Consider the following 19,078-nt stretch of genomic DNA (forward strand, 5'->3'; position numbering starts at 1 on the left):
CGGCGTTCGGTGCGTGCTCTCGGCGTGCCGGGCGGAAGTCCTCGTAGCGGAGCTACTAGGGCTTTCGTCCGGTGCGGCGAGAGTGCGTGCCGGGCGTCGCGACGCCGCGGAGATCCGTCAGAAGGGCCCTAGCGGCACCGCCGGGGCGTCAGTCCGCGTGGAAGCGGGCCGGCGCCTTCGTCGGGTTGCCGCCGGTGGGCAGCTTCTGCTCCGGGCAGGTGCTCAGGACGCGCTTCATGGCGTCCTGTTCGGCGGAGGTGACCCACAGGCCGTACTTCGTCTTCACGGCGACCTGGGCGGCCACATAGGTGCAGCGGTAGGCCTTGTTGGGCGGCAGCCAGGTGGCCGTGTCACCGTCGCCCTTGCCGCGGTTGGTGCCGGAGTCCACCGCGAGCAGGTTGAGCGGGTCGTTGGCCAGCGCGATGCGCTTGCTGTCGTCCCACTGCTGGGCGCCCTTCTGCCAGGCGTCGGAGAGGGCCACGATGTGGTCCACGTCGATCTTGCTGCGGCCCCGGACGTACGGCACGTCCTCCCCGGTGTACGGGTCCGGGTCGAGCACACCGGAGACCACCGTGCAGTCGTCGGCCCGGAACTTCACCTGGTCCAAGTCGCGCTTGAGTATGTCGTCGCGGGTGCCGCAGCTGTTGGAGTCGGTGTCGGCCCAGGGACTGCCGAACTCGCCACGGTCGTAATTGTTCTTGGGCGCCCGGCCCTTGACGGTCAGCGCCTCCGCCGCGGCGAACGCGGCACCGCCCCCGCCGGGAACCTCCTGCGGTCCGGCCGAGCCGCCGGCGTTGTCCAGTTCGCAGCCGGTCGCGGCGACCAGCACCAGAGCGACGGTGGCGATCCCACCCCTCAGACGCACCACGCGACACCCCTCTCCTCTGTCTGTGCTCGCACGCGGTCCTGCGTGGGTTCCCCGTCTGTCCTGCTCGACACCGCGGCCTGCGGGAACGGGTGTCCCGTCCGCCGCGCGGCGGACGGGACCTCGCGGACACGTCCTACGACCCCAGGATCGACGCCAGGAACTCCCCGGTCCAGCCCAGCAGTTCTCGCCCGACCAGCGGCTTGCCGCCCACCTTCGCCGTCTTCGGGCGCGGCACCAGCACCTGGTGGGCGGCCGGCTTGATGACCGTGCCCGGGTAGAGCCGCTTCAGGCGCAGCTCCTGCGACTCCCGCAACTCCACCGGCGCGAAGCGGATGTTGGTGCCCTGGAGGACGATCTCCCCGACGCCGCAGGCACGGGCCAGCATCCGCAGCCCGGCCACCAGCAGCAGGTTCTCCACCGGCTCGGGCAACTTGCCGTACCGGTCGACGAGTTCCTCGCGCACGGAGGCGATGTCGGCCTCGGTGTTCACGGAGGCGATGGCCCGGTAGGCCTGCAACCGCAGCCGCTCGCCCGGCGCGTAGTCGTGCGGGACGTGCGCGTCGACCGGCAGCTCGATCTTGACCTCGAGCGGCGGCTCCTCCTCGATCTCCCCGGTCTCCAGCTGCCGCCGGTAGTCCGCGACCGCCTCGCCGACCATCCGCACGTACAGGTCGAAGCCGACGCCCGCGATGTGGCCGGACTGCTCGCCGCCCAGCAGATTGCCCGCGCCCCGGATCTCCAGGTCCTTCATGGCCACGTACATACCGGCGCCCATCTCCGTGTGCTGGGCGATGGTCGCGAGGCGCTCGTGGGCGGTCTCCGTCAGCGGCTTCTCCGGCGGGTAGAGGAAGTACGCGTAGCCGCGCTCGCGGCCTCGGCCGACCCGGCCCCTGAGCTGGTGCAGCTGCGACAGGCCGAAGGTGTCGCCGCGCTCCACGATCAGCGTGTTCGCGTTGGAGATGTCGATGCCCGACTCCACGATCGTCGTGGAGACGAGCACGTCGAACTTCTTCTCCCAGAAGTCGACGACGACCTGCTCCAGGGCCTGCTCCGACATCTGGCCGTGGGCGGTCGCGATCCGTGCCTCGGGCACGATCTCGCGCAGCCGGGCCGCCGCGCGGTCGATGGACTCCACCCGGTTGTGGATGTAGAAGACCTGGCCCTCGCGCAGCAGTTCACGGCGGATCGCCGCGCCGATCTGCTTCTCCTCGTACGGTCCGACGAAGGTCAGGACCGGGTGGCGCTCCTCCGGGGGCGTCGTGATCGTCGACATCTCGCGGATGCCCGTCACCGCCATCTCCAGCGTGCGCGGGATCGGGGTCGCGGACATCGTCAGCACGTCCACGTTGGCGCGGAGCTTCTTCAGCTGCTCCTTGTGCTCGACGCCGAAACGCTGCTCCTCGTCGACGATGACCAGGCCCAGGTCCTTGAACTTGGTCTCGGAGGAGAACAGGCGGTGGGTGCCGATGACGATGTCGACCCCGCCCTCCCGCAGGCCCTCCAGGGTCGCCTTGGCCTCCGTGTCGGTCTGGAAGCGGGACAGGGCCTTCACGTTCACCGGGAACTGCGAGTACCGCTCGCTGAACGTGCCGAAGTGCTGCTGCACCAGCAGGGTCGTCGGCACCAGCACCGCCACCTGCTTACCGTCCTGGACGGCCTTGAAGGCGGCCCGCACCGCGATCTCCGTCTTGCCGTAGCCGACGTCGCCGCAGATCAGGCGGTCCATCGGGACCGTCTTCTCCATGTCCTCCTTGACCTCGGCGATCGTCGTCAGCTGGTCGGGCGTCTCCGCGTACGGGAAGGCGTCCTCCAGCTCGCGCTGCCAGGGCGTGTCCGCGCCGAACGCGTGGCCGGGCGCCGCCATCCGGGCCGAGTACAGCTTGATGAGGTCGGCGGCGATCTCCTTGACCGCCTTCTTCGCGCGCGCCTTGGTCTTCGTCCAGTCGGCGCCGCCGAGCCGGTGCAGCGTGGGCGCCTCGCCACCGACGTACTTGGTGATCTGCTCCAGCTGGTCGGTGGGGATGTAGAGGCGGTCGCCGGGCTGGCCGCGCTTGGCGGGGGCGTACTCGACGACCAGGTACTCGCGGGTCGCGCCCTGCACGGTCCGCTGGACCATCTCGATGTAGCGGCCGACACCGTGCTGCTCGTGGACGATGTAGTCGCCCGCCTCCAGGGTGAGCGGGTCGATGGTCTTGCGGCGGCGGGCCGGCATCCGGGCGCCGTCCTTGCCGGCCGCCTTCTGGCCGGTGAGGTCGGTCTCGGTGAGGACCGCGAGCTTCAGGGCGGGGTCGACGAAGCCGTAGTCGATCGAGCCGCACGCGACGTGCACGACCGACGGGGAGATCTCCGCCAGCTCGGCCTCCAGGCGGGCCGCGATGCCCTCGCTCCCGAGGACCTCGACCGTGCGGGCCGCCGGGCCGTGGGCCTCGGTCACGAACACGGTGCGCCAGCCGTCGGCCAGCCAGCCCTTGGTGTCGGCGAGCGCCTTCGCGGTGTCGCCGCGATAGGTCTCGGGGGCGTGCATGCCGAGCTTCAGCGTGTCCGCGTCCAGCTCCTCGTCGGCGGCGAACGGCGACACCGACCACCACATCATGTCCAGCTCACGGGCCCGGTCGCGGACGTCCGCGATGGACCACAGGGAGGCCGCGCCGACGTCGATGGGCGCCTCGCCGCCGCCGGCCGTGGCCGCCCAGGACGCCTGGAGGAACTCCTGCGAGGTGGCCACCAGGTCCGCCGCGCGCGTGCGCACCCGCTCCGGGTCGCACACGATCGCCATCGCGCCCTTCGGCAGGACGTCGATCAGCAGCTCCATGTCGTCGACGAGGACCGGCGCGAGGGACTCCATGCCCTCGACGGCGATGCCCTCGGCGATCTTGCCCAGCAGTTCACCCAGCTCGGGGTGGCGTTCGGCGAGGTCGCGCGCGCGGGCGCGCACGTCGTCCGTGAGGAGGAGCTCACGGCAGGGCGGGGCCCAGAGGCCGTGCTCGGCCACCTCCAGGGATCTCTGGTCGGCGACCTTGAAGTACCGGATCTCCTCGACGTCGTCGCCCCAGAACTCCACCCGCAGGGGGTGCTCCTCGGTCGGCGGGAAGACGTCCAGGATGCCGCCGCGCACGGCGAACTCGCCGCGCTTCTCGACCAGCTCGACCCGGGAGTACGCGGCTGCCGCCAGCGCCTCGACCGTACGGTTCAGATCGGCCGTCTCGCCGGTGCGCAGGGCGACCGGCTCCAGGTCGCCCAGGCCCTTGACCTGCGGCTGGAGGACCGAACGGATCGGGGCGACGACCACCGACACCGGGCCGGTCTCGGGGTCGTCCGGGCGGGGGTGGGTCAGGCGGCGCAGGACGGCGAGGCGGCGGCCGACGGTGTCGCTGCGCGGGCTGAGGCGCTCGTGCGGGAGGGTCTCCCAGGCCGGGTACTCCACGACGCCGTCCGGGGGCAGCAGGGAGCGCAGGGCCGCCGCCAGGTCCTCGGCCTCACGGCCCGTCGCCGTCACGGCGAGTACGGGGCGGCCGGCGTCGCGGGCGAGGGCGGCCACGGCGAAGGGGCGGGCCGCCGGGGGGCCCACCAGGTCGATGTGGGTGCGGTGGCCGTCCGACGCCGCCCTGATCGCTTCCGCGAGGGGGGCGTCCTGGACTACGGCGTCTAGCAGGCCGTGGAGACTCATTCGGGGCGTTTCCCGTCCGGGTGGGCAAGGTGGGGGCAACACGAACGCCCGGACTCGTGTGAAAGGCCGGGGGTGTCCAGGGTACGACGAGTGGTGTGGGGGGTGCGGGGGAGTTGTTCTCGCCCCCGCCGCCCCTACCCGTCCCGTCCCCAGGGGCTGCGCCCCTTCGACCCCCTTCGCGCTCCGCGCGGGGTGGGTGGGTGAGTGCGGGTTCGGTGGGGGTTCTCGCGCCGTTCCCCGCGCCCCTGAAAAAGCGGGGGCTGCGCCCCCTGTTTTTCAGGCCGCCTAGTCTCTATGGGCATCCCCTGTCTCCACCCGAACGTGAGTCCCCATGGTTTCGAGCGCCCCGTCCACGCAACCGTCGGTGCCCTCGCTCATACCCGGGCCGGTCGCGGTGTCGGGCGCGCCCGCTGCTCCCGGTCGGCGGTTCTCCCTCGCGGGGCGGGAGCCGTATCTGATCGCTGTCGGGCTGTTCGTGGCGTACACGATCGTGTCGGTCGGGCGGTATCTGAGGCTGGGGACGCGGTCGTACGACCTGGGGATCTACGAGCAGGCGGTGCGGGCGTACGCGCACCTCCAGGCGCCGATCGTCGAGCTGAAGGGGCCGGGGTACAACGTCCTCGGGGACCACTTCAGCCCGGTCACCATGCTGCTCGCGCCGTTCTACCGGGTGTTTCCGTCACCCGTGACGCTGCTGGTGATCCAGGCCGCGCTGTTCGCGCTGTCGGCGGTGCCGGTGACCCGCGCGGCGACCTGGGCGCTGGGGCGGGCGCGGGGGCTCGCGCTCGGGGTGGCGTACGGGCTGTCATGGGGGCTGCAGAACGCCGTCGACTTCGACTTCCACGAGATCTGCTTCGCGGTCCCGCTGATCGCGTTCTCCCTGGAGGCCCTGCTGCGCCGGCGCTGGCGGGCGGCGCTCCTGTGGGGACTGCCGCTGGTGCTGGTCAAGGAGGACCAGGGGCTGACGCTGGCGATGATCGCGGCCGTCGTCGCGTTCCGGGCCCGACGGCAGGGAGCGGCCCGCGTGGTGCCGTACGCCGTCGCGGTCGCGTCCTTCGGCGCCGTCGCCACCCTGCTCGCCTTCACCATGATCATCCCGGCCTTCAACACCACCGGCTCCTCCGACTATCTGACCAAGGTCGGCGGTGCGGGCCCCCTCGACGGCCTGGACGTCAAGATCCGTACCGTTCTCTGGCTGCTGATCCCGACCAGCGGGCTGCTCGCCCTGCGCTCCCCGATCCTGCTCGCCGTGCTGCCCACCCTGGGCTGGCGGTTCGTGTCCGCCGACGACAACTACTGGGGCACGACCTTCCACTACAGCGCCGTCCTGATGCCGATCATCACCCTCGCCCTCGTCGACGCGCTCCCGGGTGCCCGCCACAGCGCCCGGCCGTGGCTGCGCTCGTACGCCGTCCATCTGCCGACGGCCGTCCTCGCGGCCTCGCTCGCGCTGACGACCGCGCTGCCGCTGGGCAACCTGACCAAGGCGGACGCCTACCGGGTGCCGGACGACGTCAAGGCCGTGGACAAGATGATCGCCACCATCCCCGACGGGGCGACCGTCGAGGCCAACATCGGCCCGATCGCCCGGCTGACCTCCCGCTGCCGGGTCTTCTGGATCGGCCGGACCAAGGGCCTCGCCCCCGACTACATCGTCTTCAACAACAACTCGCGCTGGGTGAAGGACGTCCCCGCGTACGCGCGACAGCTGCATCCGCGCGACACGTACGTCCTCCGGGGTGTCATCCAGGGATTCGTGCTCCTCGAGCGCACCTCTCCGGCCACCACCTCTTCAGTCACCACCGAGCGCTCGTCGTCCTGACACGGGTGGAGCCCGGCGCCCGGAAGCCTCCGCTTCCCGGCGCCGGGCTCTCCCCCGGTTTCCCCCGTGCCCCCGTTCCCCCGTGCTCGGTGGTGGTCGTTGACTACTCGGTGGCGATCGCGTTCAGGACGTTCATGCGGCCCGCCCGGAACGCCGGGACCAGTGCGGCGAACAGGCCCACGAAGGCCGAGCCGATGAAGACCCCGATGATCGTGGGCCACGGGATGTCGAGGACGTTCAGGCCCTCCAGGGCGAGGAGCTGCTGCGCGGTGGCGCCCCAGCCCATGCCCAGCCCCAGACCGAGGAGCGCGCCGAAGAGGGCGATGACGACCGACTCCAGCCGGATCATTCGGCGCAGCTGGCGGCGGGAGAGGCCGATGGCGCGCATCAGACCGATCTCGCGGGTCCGCTCGACGACCGACAGGGCCAGCGTGTTCACCACTCCCAGGATCGCGACGATGATCGCCAGGGCGAGCAGGCCGTAGATCATGTTCAGGAGCTGGTCGATCTGGCCCTTCAGGGCCTCCTTGTAGTCCGTCTGGTCGCGGACCTCGTACTGCGGGTAGTCGTGCAGCGCGGCCTTGAGGGACTTGTACGCGGCCGCGTCCTGGCCCTCCTTCGCCGAGGCGAAGAGCAGCTGGTCCAGCGGCATCTTGTCGGCCGGGACGTACTTCGCCATCGTGTCGATGGAGGTGTACATCGCCCCGGCGTCGATGACGACGTCGCTGCTGGTGATGGCGCGGACCGTCAGGTCGGCCGTGCGGCCGTCCTTGAAGGCGACGGCGATCTTCGAGCCGAGCGTGACGTCGTGGTCCTTCGCGAACTTCTCGTGGACGGACATCGAGTCGGGCTTGTACGCGTCGGCCAGCTTGCCCGCGACGACCTCGGTGGCGAGGTCGGTGGCGTAGCTCGGGTCGGCGGCGGTGATCGCCGTCTTCTCGAGCGTCTTGCCGTCGGGGGTGGTGAAGTCGGCCTGGGTCCACTTGTACTCGGTGACGTTCTTGACGCCCTCGGCGGACTTCGCGGCCTGCACGGCCTGCGGGGTGATCAGCTGGCCGGTGTCGGACTGGATGATGAAGTCCGTGCCGACCGTCTTGTCGAGCTGCTCGGTGGCCGAGGCGACCATGGAGGAGCCGACGACGGAGAGGCAGGCGACCAGGGCGAGGCCGATCATCAGCGCGGCGCCGGTGGCCCCCGTACGGCGGGGGTTGCGCAGCGCGTTGCGCTCGGCCATCCGGCCGACGGGACCGAAGGCCCGCAGGACGACCGCGCCCAGCACCCGCACCACCGCTCCGGCCAGCAGCGGGCCGATGACGACGAAGCCGATGAGGGACAGGACGACCCCGCCGCCCAGCCACATCGAGCCCTCGCTCGCCTTGTCGGCGGCGGAGGCCAGGTACAGGCAGTAGCCGCCGGCGCCGGTCAGGACCAGGCCGATCACGGCGCGGACGAGGCCGGCCTTGGCGTCCAGCGGGGCGCCGGCGTCGCGCAGGGCGGCCATCGGGGAGACCTTGCCGGCGCGCCGGGCGGGCACGTAGGCGGCGAGGACGGTGACGACGATGCCGAGGAGCAGACCGACCGCGGGGGTGGTCCAGGCGACGGTGAGGTCGTCGGTGGACAGGTTCATGCCGGTGGCGCTCATCAGCTTCATCAGGCCGATGGCGAGCCCGACACCGCCGGCGACACCGAGGATCGAGCCGAAGACACCCAGGAGCAGCGCCTCGACGAGGACCGACCGGTTGACCTGGCCGCGGCTGGAGCCGATGGCCCGCATCAGGCCGATCTCACGGGTCCGCTGGGCGACCAGCATCGAGAACGTGTTGATGATCAGGAAGATGCCGACCAGGAAGGCTATCCCGGCGAAGCCGAGCATGGCGTACTTCATCACGCTCATGAACTCGCCGACGTCCTTGGCGTTGGCGTCCGCGATCTCCTTGGCGGTCTGCACCTTGTAGGCGCTGCCGAGTTCGGCGGAGACGTTCTTCTTCACCTGCGCGTCCGTGAAGCCGTTCGCGGCGGTGATGTTGACGTTGGTGTAGACGCCGGTCTCGCCGACGAGGCTCTTCTGCGCCGTCTCGGTGTCGAGGTAGAAGATCGCGGCGCCCGGGTTGGTGACCTGGAAGTCGGCGATGCCGGAGATCTTCGCCTCGTGCGTGCCGACGGCGCTGATGACGCCGATCTCGTCGCCGAGCTTCAGGCCGTGCTTGTCGGCGGTGTCCGCGTCGACCATGATCTGGTCCGGTCCGCGCGGGGCGTTGCCGGAGGAGATCTTCATGGTGCGGGCGTCGTTGGCGTTCCAGTTGCCGACGATGGTCGGGGCGCCGCTGGTGGGCGAGAGGTTGTCCTTGTCGGCGTCGACGACCGTCACCGAGGTGGAGAAGACGGTGCCCTCGGCCGACTTCACGCCGTCCGCGCCGCCCACCTTGTCCACGACCGACGCGGGCATGACCGGCGGTTTGCCGTTGTCGGACTGCGTCTCACCGCTGTCCGAGGCGCCCTTGGCGCTGACCGTGACGTCGGAGGAGGTGGCCGCGAACAGCTTGTCGAACGTGGTGCCCATCGTGTCGGTGAAGACGAGGGTCCCCGTCACGAACGCCACCGACAGCATGACCGCGATGGCGGAGAGCGCCATCCGTCCCTTGTGCGCGAAGAAGTTGCGCATCGAGGTCTTCATGACACTCATGACGTACGCCCCCGGGCGTCGAAGTCCTTCATGCGGTCCAGCACGGCCTCGGCGGTCGGCTTGAACATCTCGTCGACGATGCGGCCGTCGGCCAGGTACAGCACCCGGTCCGCGTACGAGGCGGCCACCGGGTCGTGGGTGACCATCACGATGGTCTGGCCCAGCTCGTCGACCGACCTGCGCAGGAAGCCGAGGACCTCGGCGCCGGCGCGGGAGTCCAGGTTGCCCGTCGGCTCGTCGCCGAAGATGATCTCCGGCCGGGCGGCGAGGGCACGGGCCACGGCGACGCGCTGCTGCTGGCCGCCGGAGAGCTGGGTGGGCCGGTGCTTGAGCCGGTCGGAGAGCCCGACGGTCTCGACGACCCGCCCCAGCCACTCCTTGTTCGGCTTCCGCCCCGCGATGTCCATGGGGAGGGTGATGTTCTCTATGGCGTTCAGCGTCGGCAGCAGGTTGAACGCCTGGAAGATGAACCCGATCCGGTCCCGGCGCAGCTGGGTGAGCTTCTTGTCCTTGAGCCCGGTGATCTCGGTGTCGTCGAGGTGGATCTGACCCGACGTCACGGTGTCGAGTCCGGCGAGGCAGTGCATGAGGGTGGACTTGCCGGACCCCGAGGGGCCCATGATCGCGGTGAACTGGCCCCGCGCGATGTCCACGTCCACGTGGTCGAGGGCGACGACGCGGGTCTCACCGGACCCGTACGCCTTCACGACCTGCCGCGCCCGCGCGGCAACGGCCGTAGTCCCTCCAGTACCCCCGTGCCTGGTGATGGTCACAGCCGATGTCACGGTATGTCTCCTAAGTCGGGCAGCGGATGCTGCTGTGTCGCCACGGTCGTAGCGGCTTGCCGATCGGTACGTCGATGAGTCTGGTCCCCGGAGGGGGTCCGGCGCGCTGGTGCCCGGCGCAGTCTTCTGCTGGGGAAAACCCCACCCCCACCGCTCCGGTGCACCGCCCCCCAGCGGCGTAAAGCCAGGTTAAGGACGGGAGGCCCGCCGTCTCGTCCTCCGCCGGTACGAACCCTCCCCCGGCCGTAGTACGGAGGTACCCCTAGGGGATCTCGCCCCCCGGGAGGAGACGACCTCGGGGTTCACCTCCTCCCTCCGGTGCGACCAGGCTGCACCCTGCCGTGGCGTCAGGGTCAATGGCATGGTGGTCGGCGGCGAATAGGTGCAAGGGGAAGGCATTTGGTGAACGACAAAGCGGAGCCCGGCGATCCGGTCGCCGACCACCCACCGGAGGGCCCTGCGAGGGGCGACCGCGCGGCGGACGACGGCCCGATCGACGACCGCCTGGCGGACGGCCGCATGATGGGTGACCGCGCGAAGGACCGCCGCCCCGCCATGGACGACCGCGTGGTGAACGGCAGCCCGGTCGACGACCGGCGGCCGGACCGCCCAGCGACAGACGACCGCACGGTGGACGGCCCTGCCATCGGCGACCGCGCGAAGGGCTGCCGCCCTGCCACGGACGACCGCGTGGTGAACGGCAGCCCGGTCGGCGGCCGGCCGCCGGACGGTCACGCAGTCGGCGGCCGCCCGGAGGACCCCCATCCGGTCGGCGACGTGGGACGGCCCGCGCCTCGCGACGTGGGACGGCCCGCACCGCGTGAAGCAGGACGGCCCGCACCGCGCGACGTGGGACGGCCCGCACCGCGCGACCCCGCGCGGCAGCACCTCGGGGCCGGTCGTCGCAGGGCCGTCACCGCCGCGTTGATGCTGGCCATGGGGCTGGCCGCGCTGGACGCCACGATCGTCGCGATCGCCGTACCGCAGATCGTCGCCGACCTCGGTGGCTTCTCCGTCTTCTCCTGGCTCTTCTCCGGCTATCTGCTCGCCGCCACCGTCACCCTCCCCGTCTACGGCAGGCTCTCCGACACCTTCGGCCGCAAACCGGTCCTCGTCGTGGGCGCCGCCCTGTTCCTGCTGGGCTCGCTGCTGTGCGCGCTGGCCTGGAACATGGCCGCCCTGATCGCCTTCCGGGTCGTCCAGGGCCTGGGCGGCGGCGCCCTCGCGGGCACCGTGCAGACACTGGCGGCGGATCTGTATCCGCTCGAGGAACGGCCCAAGATCCAGTCCAAACTGTCCACGGTGTGGGCGGTGTCGGCGGTCGCGGGCCCCGGCGTGGGCGGCGCCCTGGCCACGTACGCGGACTGGCGCTGGATCTTCCTCATCAACCTGCCGCTCGGCGCCGCGGCGTTGTGGCTGCTGGCCCGTCACCTCCACGAGCCGCCGAGGGAGTCGACGAGCGGCCGGCCCCGGATCGACTGGGCGGGCGCCCTGACCATCCTCGCCTGCGGAGGGGCCCTGCTGACGGCGCTGGTGCAGGGCGGGGTGGCCTGGTCCTGGCTCTCCTGGCCCTCGATCACCCTCCTGGGCACGGGTGTCGCCCTGATCGGCGTGCTGGTGCTGATCGAACGCCGGGCCGCCGAACCGATCATCCCGGGCTGGGTGTGGCGCCGCCGCACGATCGCGGCGGTGAACCTGGCGCTCGGCGCGCTGGGCCTGCTGATGGTGGCGCCCACGGTGTTCCTGGCGACCTACGCGCAGTCGGTGCTGGGCCTCGCGCCGGTGGCCGCCGGTTTCGTGGTCTCCGTCTGGACGCTGACCTGGCCGTTGTCGGCGGCCCTCAGCCAGCACGTCTACCGCCGCATCGGCTTCCGGAACACGTCGGTCCTCGGCATCACGGCTGCCGCGCTCGTCCTCTTCGCGTTCGCGTTCCTCCCCTACCCCGGCGAACCCTGGCAGCCGACGCTGCTGATGCTCCTGCTGGGCGCCGCGCTGGGGCTCTTCCAACTGCCCCTGATCATCGGCGTGCAGTCGTCGGTGGAGTGGGAGGAGCGGGGCACCGCCACCGCCTCCATCCTCTTCTGCCGCCAGACCGGCCAGACCCTGGGCGCGGCGGCCTTCGGCGCGGTCGCGAACGGGGTGCTGGCGTCCCGGCTGGGCGGCTCGGGAAACCTCGACGCGGTGACCCACGGCCTCGGCACCGGCCCGGCCCCCGAGCCGATCCGCGCGGCGATCGCGGACGCCGTGCACGCGGTGTACCTGGGCGCGGCCTGCGCGGCGACAGCGGCGCTCCTCGTCCTGCTGGTGGTGGCGCCTCGGAGATTTCCGGTGCTGAAGGACTGAGGGGGCATCGGCTCGCCTGCGACGGAGGGCGCCATGGCCCGCCTGCGACGGCGTACCCCCACAACCCCCTTCTGACCCTCGTTCAAAAACCTGAGTTAATCCGGGTAACACCCCAGGTCAGCGCCAGATCCTCCAAGTAAGCGCATACCGACCGATCAGTTTGCCGAAAGGCTCGCGCTTCGCCGAACCCACGAGTAGCGTTCACGCCCGCCCCCCTCCCTGCGGTCCGCACAACGGACCCGAGCCGCGCAAGGAGACCAAGGGATGACCGACCCGTTCTCGTCACCCCCGCACCAGACGCCGTACCCGCCGCACACCTCGTCCCCCTCGTACCAGACCTACCCCTGGGCCCCCCGGGAACCGGAGCCGCAACCGACGTCGGAGACCCCCCGCCACGCCCCCCTCGGCCACCACAGCGACCTGCGGGTGCTGCGCGGCGCCTACCGCTGGCAGCGGCGGGTGGCGACACTGACGGCCCTCGGCTACTTCGTGCTGTTCCTCCTCCTGTCCGCCTTCGCCCCCTCGTTCATGACGGGCGAGGTCAGCGGCGGACTCTCCACGGGCCTGCTGCTCGGCCTCATCCAGGTACCGGTGACCTGCCTCGCCATCTGGCTCTACGAGCACACCGCCCGCCTGCGCGTCGACCCGCTGGCCGACCGCATCCGCGACCTCGCGGCCGTCGACGCGAGGCGGGGGACGGTTCGATGAACATCGCCACCACCGCCGTCCTCACCGCCGGCGGCCCCTCCACCACGGCCGTGGGCGGACTCGCCGAGTTCAGCGGCTCGGCCCGCGCCATGTCGCTCGTCGGCTTCACCGCGGTCGCCACCATCACGCTCCTGCTGTGCGTGATGACGGGCCCCGACCGGGACGACCTCGACGAGTTCTACACCGGCTACGGCTCGCTCTCCCCCATGCGCAACGGCCTCGCCATCGCCGGCGACTACATCTCCGCGGCGACCGTGCTGGGCACCGGCGGAGTGATCGCCCTCTTCGGCTACGACGGCGTCGTCCTCGCCCTCAGCACCGCCCTGTCCCTGATGCTGCTGATGTTCCTGCTGGCCGAACCCCTGCGCAACGCGGGCCGGTTCACGATGGGCGACGCGCTGGCCCGGCGGATGCCCGGCCGCTCCGTACGCATCGTCGCCTGCGTCGTCACGATCGCCGCGCTGATGCCGATGATGCTGGTCCAACTCGCGGGCACCGGCGACCTGTTGGCGTTCATCCTCGGCTTCTCCAGCGAGAGCCTGAAGACCGGTGTCGTGGTGATCGTCGGCGCGCTGATGATCGGTTACGCGGCGATCGGCGGCATGAAGGGCACCGCCCTCATCCAGATCCTCAAGATCGTGATGCTGCTCGGCTCGGGGGCGCTCATCGCCGTCCTGATCCTGCACAAGTTCGACTGGAACCCCGGCCTGTTGCTCGGCGCGGCGGCGGAGAAGAGCGGCATCGGCACCGGCTACCTCCACTCCGGTCTGCAGTTCTCGGGCGGCCCGTTCCCCGAACTCGACATGATCAGCGCCCAGTTGACGGTCGTCCTCGGCGGCGCCTGCCTGCCGCACGTCACCATGCGCATGTACACCGCGAACAGCGCCCGCCAGGTCCGCCGCTCGCTGTCCTGGGCGGTCCCCTCCGTGGCCCTCTTCGTCCTGATCATCTCGGTGATCGGCTTCGGCGCGACGGCCCTGATCGGCCGCGAGGTGATCGCGGCGGCCGACCCCCAGGGCAACACGGCCTATCTGATGGGGTCGATGGCGGCGTTCGGCACGGAGGTGTCCACGGCGGAGACGCTGCTCTTCACGACGGTGACGACGGCGGTCTTCCTGACGCTGCTCGCCTCCGTGGCCGGCATGATCCTCGCCTGCGCCAACTCCCTCGCCCACGACGTCTTCGCGGCCCGCGCGACCAAGCCGCTCACGCCCCGCCGCGAGATGACCATCGCCCGGCTGTCGGCGGGCGCGGTCGGCGTCACGGCGATCGTCCTCGCCACGATGGTCCAGCACCGCAACCTCCAGCCCCTGGTCACCCTCTCCTTCTGCCTGGGCGCCTCCGCCATCGCGCCCGCGCTCGTCTACGGCCTCTTCTGGCGCCGCTACACCCGGACGGGACTGATGTACACCCTCGTCGGCGGCACCCTCTCCGTCCTCGTCCTCATGACCGGCACCAACCTGGTCTCGGGCTCCCCCCACGCGGCCTTCCCCCAAGCCGACTTCAACTGGTTCCCCTTCACCACCACCGGCCTGCTCTCCATCCCCCTGGGCTTCGCCTTCGGCTGGCTGGGCACCACCCTCTCGGGCCGCACCAAGGCAGAAGAACAACGCAGACAGTACGAGGCGGTGGAGGGCTGGATCCTGGCGGGCGCGACAAGAAGAGGCGACTGACGAGGGGTCCGGCATTCGAGGGGGCCGGGGCTCTTCCAGGAACGAGCGGGTCTCCGGCCGCACTGAAACGCCGGGCTCGGGGCATCTCAAGGGCAGGCGATCCACCCGTCCCCCTGAAACCGCCGCGACGCACCGGCGCTTTTCAGGGGCGAGCGAGTCTCCCCGTCCCCCTCAAACCGCCGCGCACCAGCGCTTTTCAAGGACGAGCAAGTCCCCCGTCCCCCTCAAACCACCGCGCACCAGCGCTTTTCAGGGGCGCGGGGAACTGCGCGAGAAGCCCCACCCACCCGCACCCGACGACGCACCCCCAACGGCCCCACCCACCCGCACCCGACGACGCACCCCACACGCCCCCACCCCCCTCACTCGGTCAACGCGGACAGGCTCTCCCGGATGCAGTCCATGTGTGCCCGGACGTCGTCCCACCGCTCCCCGTGCTCCCGCAACACCCTCTCGGTCTCCCGAGCCACCCACTCCTCGCGCCGCCGAGCCTCCGCCAACGCCTCGGCGGCCCGTTCCTCCGCCTCCTCCTGCATCCGCACCGCATCGGCCTCCGCGTCAGCGAACCCCCGCTCGGCCGCGGCGAGCTCCGCCTCCGCCCGAGCCACCCGGTCCGCCAGCCCCGCGTCGAACGCGGCCTCCCGCTCGGCGACCTCCCGCTCGATCCCGGCCACCCGCTCGTCGTACTCCTTCTGGAGCTCCGCGAGCATCCCCTCCGCCCGCTCCCGCGTCTCCCGCAGCGCGGCCAACGCCTCGCCCCGCCCCTCCTTCACCCCACGCCGGGCCTCGATCCGCAGCTCGTCCGCCTCGGCCTGCGCCGCCAGCAACACCTGCCGGGCCCGCTCCTCGGCCTCGCCCCGGACCCCGTCGGCGTACGCCTGGGCGGCCGCCCGCAGCCGCTCCCCGGCCTCCTCCGCGTCGGTGACGATCCGCCGGGCGTCCTCGCGCCCGCCCTCGCGGACGGCCTCGGCCTCCGCGACACCGAGCTCGAACAGCTCCCGTGCCCGCCCGCCGAGCGCCTCGTACGTCTGCGGGGTGAGCCCGGCGACCGTCTCGCGCAGCAGGGCGAGGTCCGTGCCCATCTCCCGGGCCAGCACGGTCAGCCGGGCGGCCCGCTCCCAGGCGGCGTCCCGGTCCCTGGAGAGGGCCGCCGCGTGGGCGTCGACCTCCTCGGGACGGTAGCCACGCCGTACGACATCGAACTCGAAGTCATGGGGTGCCGTCGGTGCGCTGCTCATGCTGGGCCCTCTCCGCCGGACGCACACGAAATGATGATTTCGCGCCACATCTTGATGGATCGGACCAAAGTGTTCATAACGCGACACTCCGTGCGAGGTCACGGGAGCAGTCGGCGGGACACGCGTGAGGGCCCGGCCCGGATCACCTGCGTGTCCGGGCCGGGCCCTCTCGTCCTGCGTACGGGGCGGCCGACGTGGAGGTCAGCCGCGACGGGTCACAGCAACCCGTCCCACATCTGCTCCAGCAGCACCGACCACCAGCTCTCCGGCGAGGCCAGCGCCGCCGGGTCGAGGGCGGCGAGCTGCGCCTGGAAGTCGACGGTCCAACGCCCCGCCTGCTCCTGGTTGAGACCGAACCGCAGCCGCCACATCCGGCCGAGCAGCGCCAGGCAGCGCGCGAACTCGGGCAGCCCCGTGTTCACGAACTGTGGCGGCACGGGCGCACCGCCCGGCCCCGCCTCCACCGGCACGGCCACGATGTTCGCCGTGCCGTACTGCACACAGAGCGCCTTGCCGAAGTCGCTGCCCATCACCAGGTACGAGCCCGCGTCGGCCGCCGGCTGCACCCCGCGCTCCTGCGCCAGCTCCGCCAGCGTCGGCACCGGGCGCCCCGGCTGGGCCTGCGCCCAGAAGAAGGGACCCATGTCCACCGGCAGCCCGGCGACGACCAGCGTGTGCGCCACGATCGGCGGAACGCCCTGCCGCGACACAGCCTGCTGGTCGAACCGGAACACCCCCGGCCCGAACGCCGCCGCCAGCTCCTGCCCGATCACCTCCGGCGGGACCGGCGGCGCCGGCTGCACCGGCGGCAACGGCGCCCGCACCGGCGCGGGCCGCGCGGGACCGTCCGCGACCTGGTGCAACTCGCCCTGATGGGCGAGCAGTTGGGCCATGCCCTGCTGCCGGCTCGCGTGGTCCTTGCCGTACGGGGCGATGGACGTGATGCGCGCGTTCGGCCACTGCTCACGGATCATCCGCGCGCAGTACGCCCCCGGCAGCTCGCACGACTCCAACTCGGTGTGCAGCTCCAGCACGGCCTCCGGCGGGATGTTCATCCCGCGCAGCTCGTGGAAGATCTGCCACTCCGGGTGCGGCGTGCCCGGCGCCGAACGCCGGATCACCTGCTGCTCGGACCCGTCCGGAGCACGGAAGCGCAGGACGGCCTGGTAGCCGGGGCCCACGGTCGGCTGCCCGGCGGGCGGCTGCGGATAGCCGTACGCGGGCGGAGCCCCCATCGGCGGCCCAGGCTGACCGGGAACCGGTCCGGGCTGACCCGGCTGACCAGGCATCGGCTGTCCGGGCATCGGCTGTCCGGGCATCCCGTGGGGAGCCCCCGGCGGCATCCCGGGCGGACCGGGCGGCTGCGGGGCCCCGGGCGCACCGGGTCCGACCACGGCGGGACCGGCCAGCATCGTCGCCGCGTGGTGCACACCACCGGCGGGCGTACCCCCGGGCGGATTCGGCGCACCGGGAGCACCCGGGACGCCAGGAGCACCAGGGGCGTGCGGACCGCCCTGGTGACCGGGGACGCCGGGCTGCCCCGGAGCGCCGGGGACACCGGGGGCGCCAGGAACACCCGGCCGACCCGGAGCCCCAGGGGGCCCCGGCGGCAGCGGCGCACCCGGTCCGCCCACGGCGGGACCGGCCAGCATCGTCGCGGCGTGGTGCACACCACCGGCGGGCGTACCCCCCGGCGGATTCGGCGCACCAGGAGCGCCCGGGGCACCAGGACCGCCGGGCCCACCGGCTCCACCGGGTCCACCGGGCTGTCCGGGAGCACCCGGGCCCCCGGGGCCGTCCGGACCGAGGGAGGAGACCATCTGGGTCGGCACATAGCCGCCCGCCGGGGTGCCCGGAGCACCGGGACCGGACTGCGGCGGAGGCGTGGCACCCGGCCGGGCACCCGGCGTCCCCGGGGCCCCGGGCGGAGCCGGAGGCGGCGGCGCACCGGCCGCCCCGCCCCGGCGCGGCGGCGGCGCGGCCTTGCTCGTGGCGGCGTCGGCGATGTCACCGGCGTGGGGCGCCGACGAAGGCCCAGGAGGCGGCGTACCGGGCCCCTGCGGCCCACCCGGGCCCTGCGGATACCCGTACGACGGCGCACCGGGCGGCGGAGTCCCCGGGCCCTGCGGAGCGCCGGGCCCCTGCGGGTACCCGTACGACTGCGGCGCGCCCGGCGGCGGAGTCCCCGGACCGGACGGAGCACCGGGCCCCTGCGGAGCTCCCGGTCCCTGCGGATAGCCGTACGACTGCGGCGCACCCGGCGGCGGGGTCCCCGGCCCGGACGGAGGTTGCTGTGACGGCTGCGCGGGGCCACCCGGTGCGCCCGCGTCGGGGCCGGGGGCGGGGGCGCCCAGCGCCGGCGCCACCGTCGTACGCGGGAGCTGGCTGCCCCCGGAGATCAGCGCGGTCTTGGCCTCCGGCAGCGCGCTGGGCGGCGGGGCGTCGTCCGTGTCGCTCACCTCGGACAGCTGGGGCGCGAACACGGTGTCCGGCAGCGGTACCGAACGGTCGTCCTCGGCCTCGGCGTTGGTGTCCGTCCCGGCCCACGGCGTCGCCCCGGCGGGCACCGCGTCCTGCGGTACGGCGTCCCTCGGCGGCACCGCGTCCCGCACCTCGTCCTCCGCCGAGGCGGCGGCCGGCCACGGCGTGGCGTCGGCGGGTGCGTCGGGCGTCCCACGGCCGACCGAGGGCGACTGCCCGACCGGCCCCGCCATCGTCTCGGGCAGCGAACCGCCGCCCCCGGACGCCCCGTTGACCCCGTTGACCCCGAACGAGCCGGAACCACCCGTACCGGCACCGGAATCGCCGGCAGCGGCGCCGACGGCAGCCGGACGGGACCCGGCACCGTCGGACGCACCGGCACCGGAGCCGGACCCGGCCCCCGCACCCGCACCCGCACCCGCCCGGTGGTCCGGAATACCCATCCTGTCCGCCGCGTCCTGCAACCACTCCGGCGGAGTCAGCAGGAACGACGTCTGGTTCAGGTCCACCCGCGCCGGGGGCGCCGGCGCGGCGGCCGAAGCCGCCTCCGTACGGCCGTACTCCTCCTCGAACCGGCGGATCACCTCACCCACCGGCAGCGACGGCCACAGCGTGGCCTCCCCGCTGTCCCGGGCGATGACCAGCCGCTGCGCGCCACCGTCGGAACGCGGGCCGTCCGCCCGGTCCTCCGCCCACACCACGAACCCGAGGTCGAACTCCCGCACCCGCACCTCACGGTGCTGGTAGCCCGGCAGATCGCCGTTGATCCACTCCTCGGCGCGCTCCTGCGCCTGAGCGAACGTCACCATC

10 protein-coding genes are annotated in these 19,078 nt (G+C 72.3%); 4 read left to right on the top strand and 6 right to left on the bottom strand.

Annotated elements, in window-relative coordinates:
• Nucleotides 1-148: 148 nt before the first annotated feature.
• Together L3078_RS18855 and mfd are read right to left on the bottom strand one after the other, a co-directional pair.
• A complete protein-coding gene (locus L3078_RS18855; protein ID WP_239755042.1) occupies nt 149-868 on the bottom strand; it encodes an HNH endonuclease family protein in 720 nt (239 codons plus the stop codon).
• A gap of 133 nt (nt 869-1,001) precedes the next feature.
• Entirely contained in the window at nt 1,002-4,535 is a 3,534-nt protein-coding gene (gene mfd / locus L3078_RS18860; protein WP_239755043.1) for a transcription-repair coupling factor, read from the bottom strand.
• A 331-nt stretch (nt 4,536-4,866) separates the two neighbouring features.
• Between mfd and L3078_RS18865 the strand changes: the two genes are divergently transcribed.
• Nucleotides 4,867-6,357: a DUF2079 domain-containing protein gene (locus L3078_RS18865; RefSeq protein WP_239755044.1), complete on the top strand. Its 1,491-nt coding sequence runs from the start codon at nt 4,867-4,869 to the stop codon at nt 6,355-6,357.
• A 103-nt stretch (nt 6,358-6,460) separates the two neighbouring features.
• On the opposite strand, the gene L3078_RS18870 is transcribed toward L3078_RS18865, so the two are convergent.
• Together L3078_RS18870 and L3078_RS18875 are read right to left on the bottom strand one after the other, a co-directional pair.
• Nucleotides 6,461-9,040 (bottom strand): ABC transporter permease, encoded by a 2,580-nt coding sequence (locus tag L3078_RS18870; RefSeq protein ID WP_239755045.1) that lies wholly within the window; start codon nt 9,038-9,040, stop codon nt 6,461-6,463.
• On the bottom strand, nt 9,037-9,825 hold the full coding sequence (locus L3078_RS18875; RefSeq protein WP_239755046.1) for an ABC transporter ATP-binding protein: 789 nt from the start codon (nt 9,823-9,825) through the stop codon (nt 9,037-9,039). The genes L3078_RS18870 and L3078_RS18875 overlap by 4 nt, the downstream gene beginning before the upstream one ends.
• A gap of 555 nt (nt 9,826-10,380) precedes the next feature.
• On the opposite strand from L3078_RS18875, the gene L3078_RS18880 reads away from it, so the two are divergent.
• The 3 genes from L3078_RS18880 to L3078_RS18890 all read left to right on the top strand — a co-directional run bounded on the left by L3078_RS18880 (nt 10,381) and on the right by L3078_RS18890 (nt 14,549).
• Entirely contained in the window at nt 10,381-12,168 is a 1,788-nt protein-coding gene (locus L3078_RS18880) for an MFS transporter (RefSeq protein ID WP_468164170.1), read from the top strand.
• Between the two features lie 264 nt (nt 12,169-12,432).
• Entirely contained in the window at nt 12,433-12,876 is a 444-nt protein-coding gene (locus L3078_RS18885) for a DUF485 domain-containing protein (RefSeq protein ID WP_239755047.1), read from the top strand.
• Between the two features lie 89 nt (nt 12,877-12,965).
• On the top strand, nt 12,966-14,549 hold the full coding sequence (locus L3078_RS18890; RefSeq protein WP_239760377.1) for a sodium/solute symporter: 1,584 nt from the start codon (nt 12,966-12,968) through the stop codon (nt 14,547-14,549).
• Between the two features lie 362 nt (nt 14,550-14,911).
• Here L3078_RS18890 and L3078_RS18895 read toward each other — a convergent pair whose 3' ends face one another.
• Together L3078_RS18895 and L3078_RS18900 are read right to left on the bottom strand one after the other, a co-directional pair.
• A complete protein-coding gene (locus L3078_RS18895) occupies nt 14,912-15,787 on the bottom strand; it encodes a V-type ATP synthase subunit E family protein (RefSeq protein ID WP_239755048.1) in 876 nt (291 codons plus the stop codon).
• Between the two features lie 215 nt (nt 15,788-16,002).
• The gene (locus L3078_RS18900; RefSeq protein WP_239755049.1) at nt 16,003-19,077 is read right to left on the bottom strand and encodes an SUKH-4 family immunity protein; all 3,075 of its coding nucleotides are present in this window, start codon (nt 19,075-19,077) and stop codon (nt 16,003-16,005) included.
• Nucleotide 19,078: the final 1 nt, after the last annotated feature.

Source organism: Streptomyces deccanensis (genome assembly GCF_022385335.1).
GTDB lineage: Bacteria > Actinomycetota > Actinomycetes > Streptomycetales > Streptomycetaceae > Streptomyces > Streptomyces deccanensis.

Bases quoted from the DNA above. Each gene is read 5' to 3' on its own strand.
- mfd (WP_239755043.1), bottom strand. From the start codon at position 4,535: ATGAGTCTCCACGGCCTGCTAGACGCCGTAGTCCAGGACGCCCCCCTC.
- L3078_RS18865 (WP_239755044.1), top strand. From the start codon at position 4,867: ATGGTTTCGAGCGCCCCGTCCACGCAACCGTCGGTGCCCTCGCTCATA.
- L3078_RS18870 (WP_239755045.1), bottom strand. From the start codon at position 9,040: ATGAGTGTCATGAAGACCTCGATGCGCAACTTCTTCGCGCACAAGGGA.
- L3078_RS18880 (WP_468164170.1), top strand. From the start codon at position 10,381: ATGGACGACCGCGTGGTGAACGGCAGCCCGGTCGACGACCGGCGGCCG.
- L3078_RS18885 (WP_239755047.1), top strand. From the start codon at position 12,433: ATGACCGACCCGTTCTCGTCACCCCCGCACCAGACGCCGTACCCGCCG.
- L3078_RS18890 (WP_239760377.1), top strand. From the start codon at position 12,966: ATGTCGCTCGTCGGCTTCACCGCGGTCGCCACCATCACGCTCCTGCTG.
- L3078_RS18895 (WP_239755048.1), bottom strand. From the start codon at position 15,787: ATGAGCAGCGCACCGACGGCACCCCATGACTTCGAGTTCGATGTCGTA.
- L3078_RS18900 (WP_239755049.1), bottom strand. From the start codon at position 19,077: ATGGTGACGTTCGCTCAGGCGCAGGAGCGCGCCGAGGAGTGGATCAAC.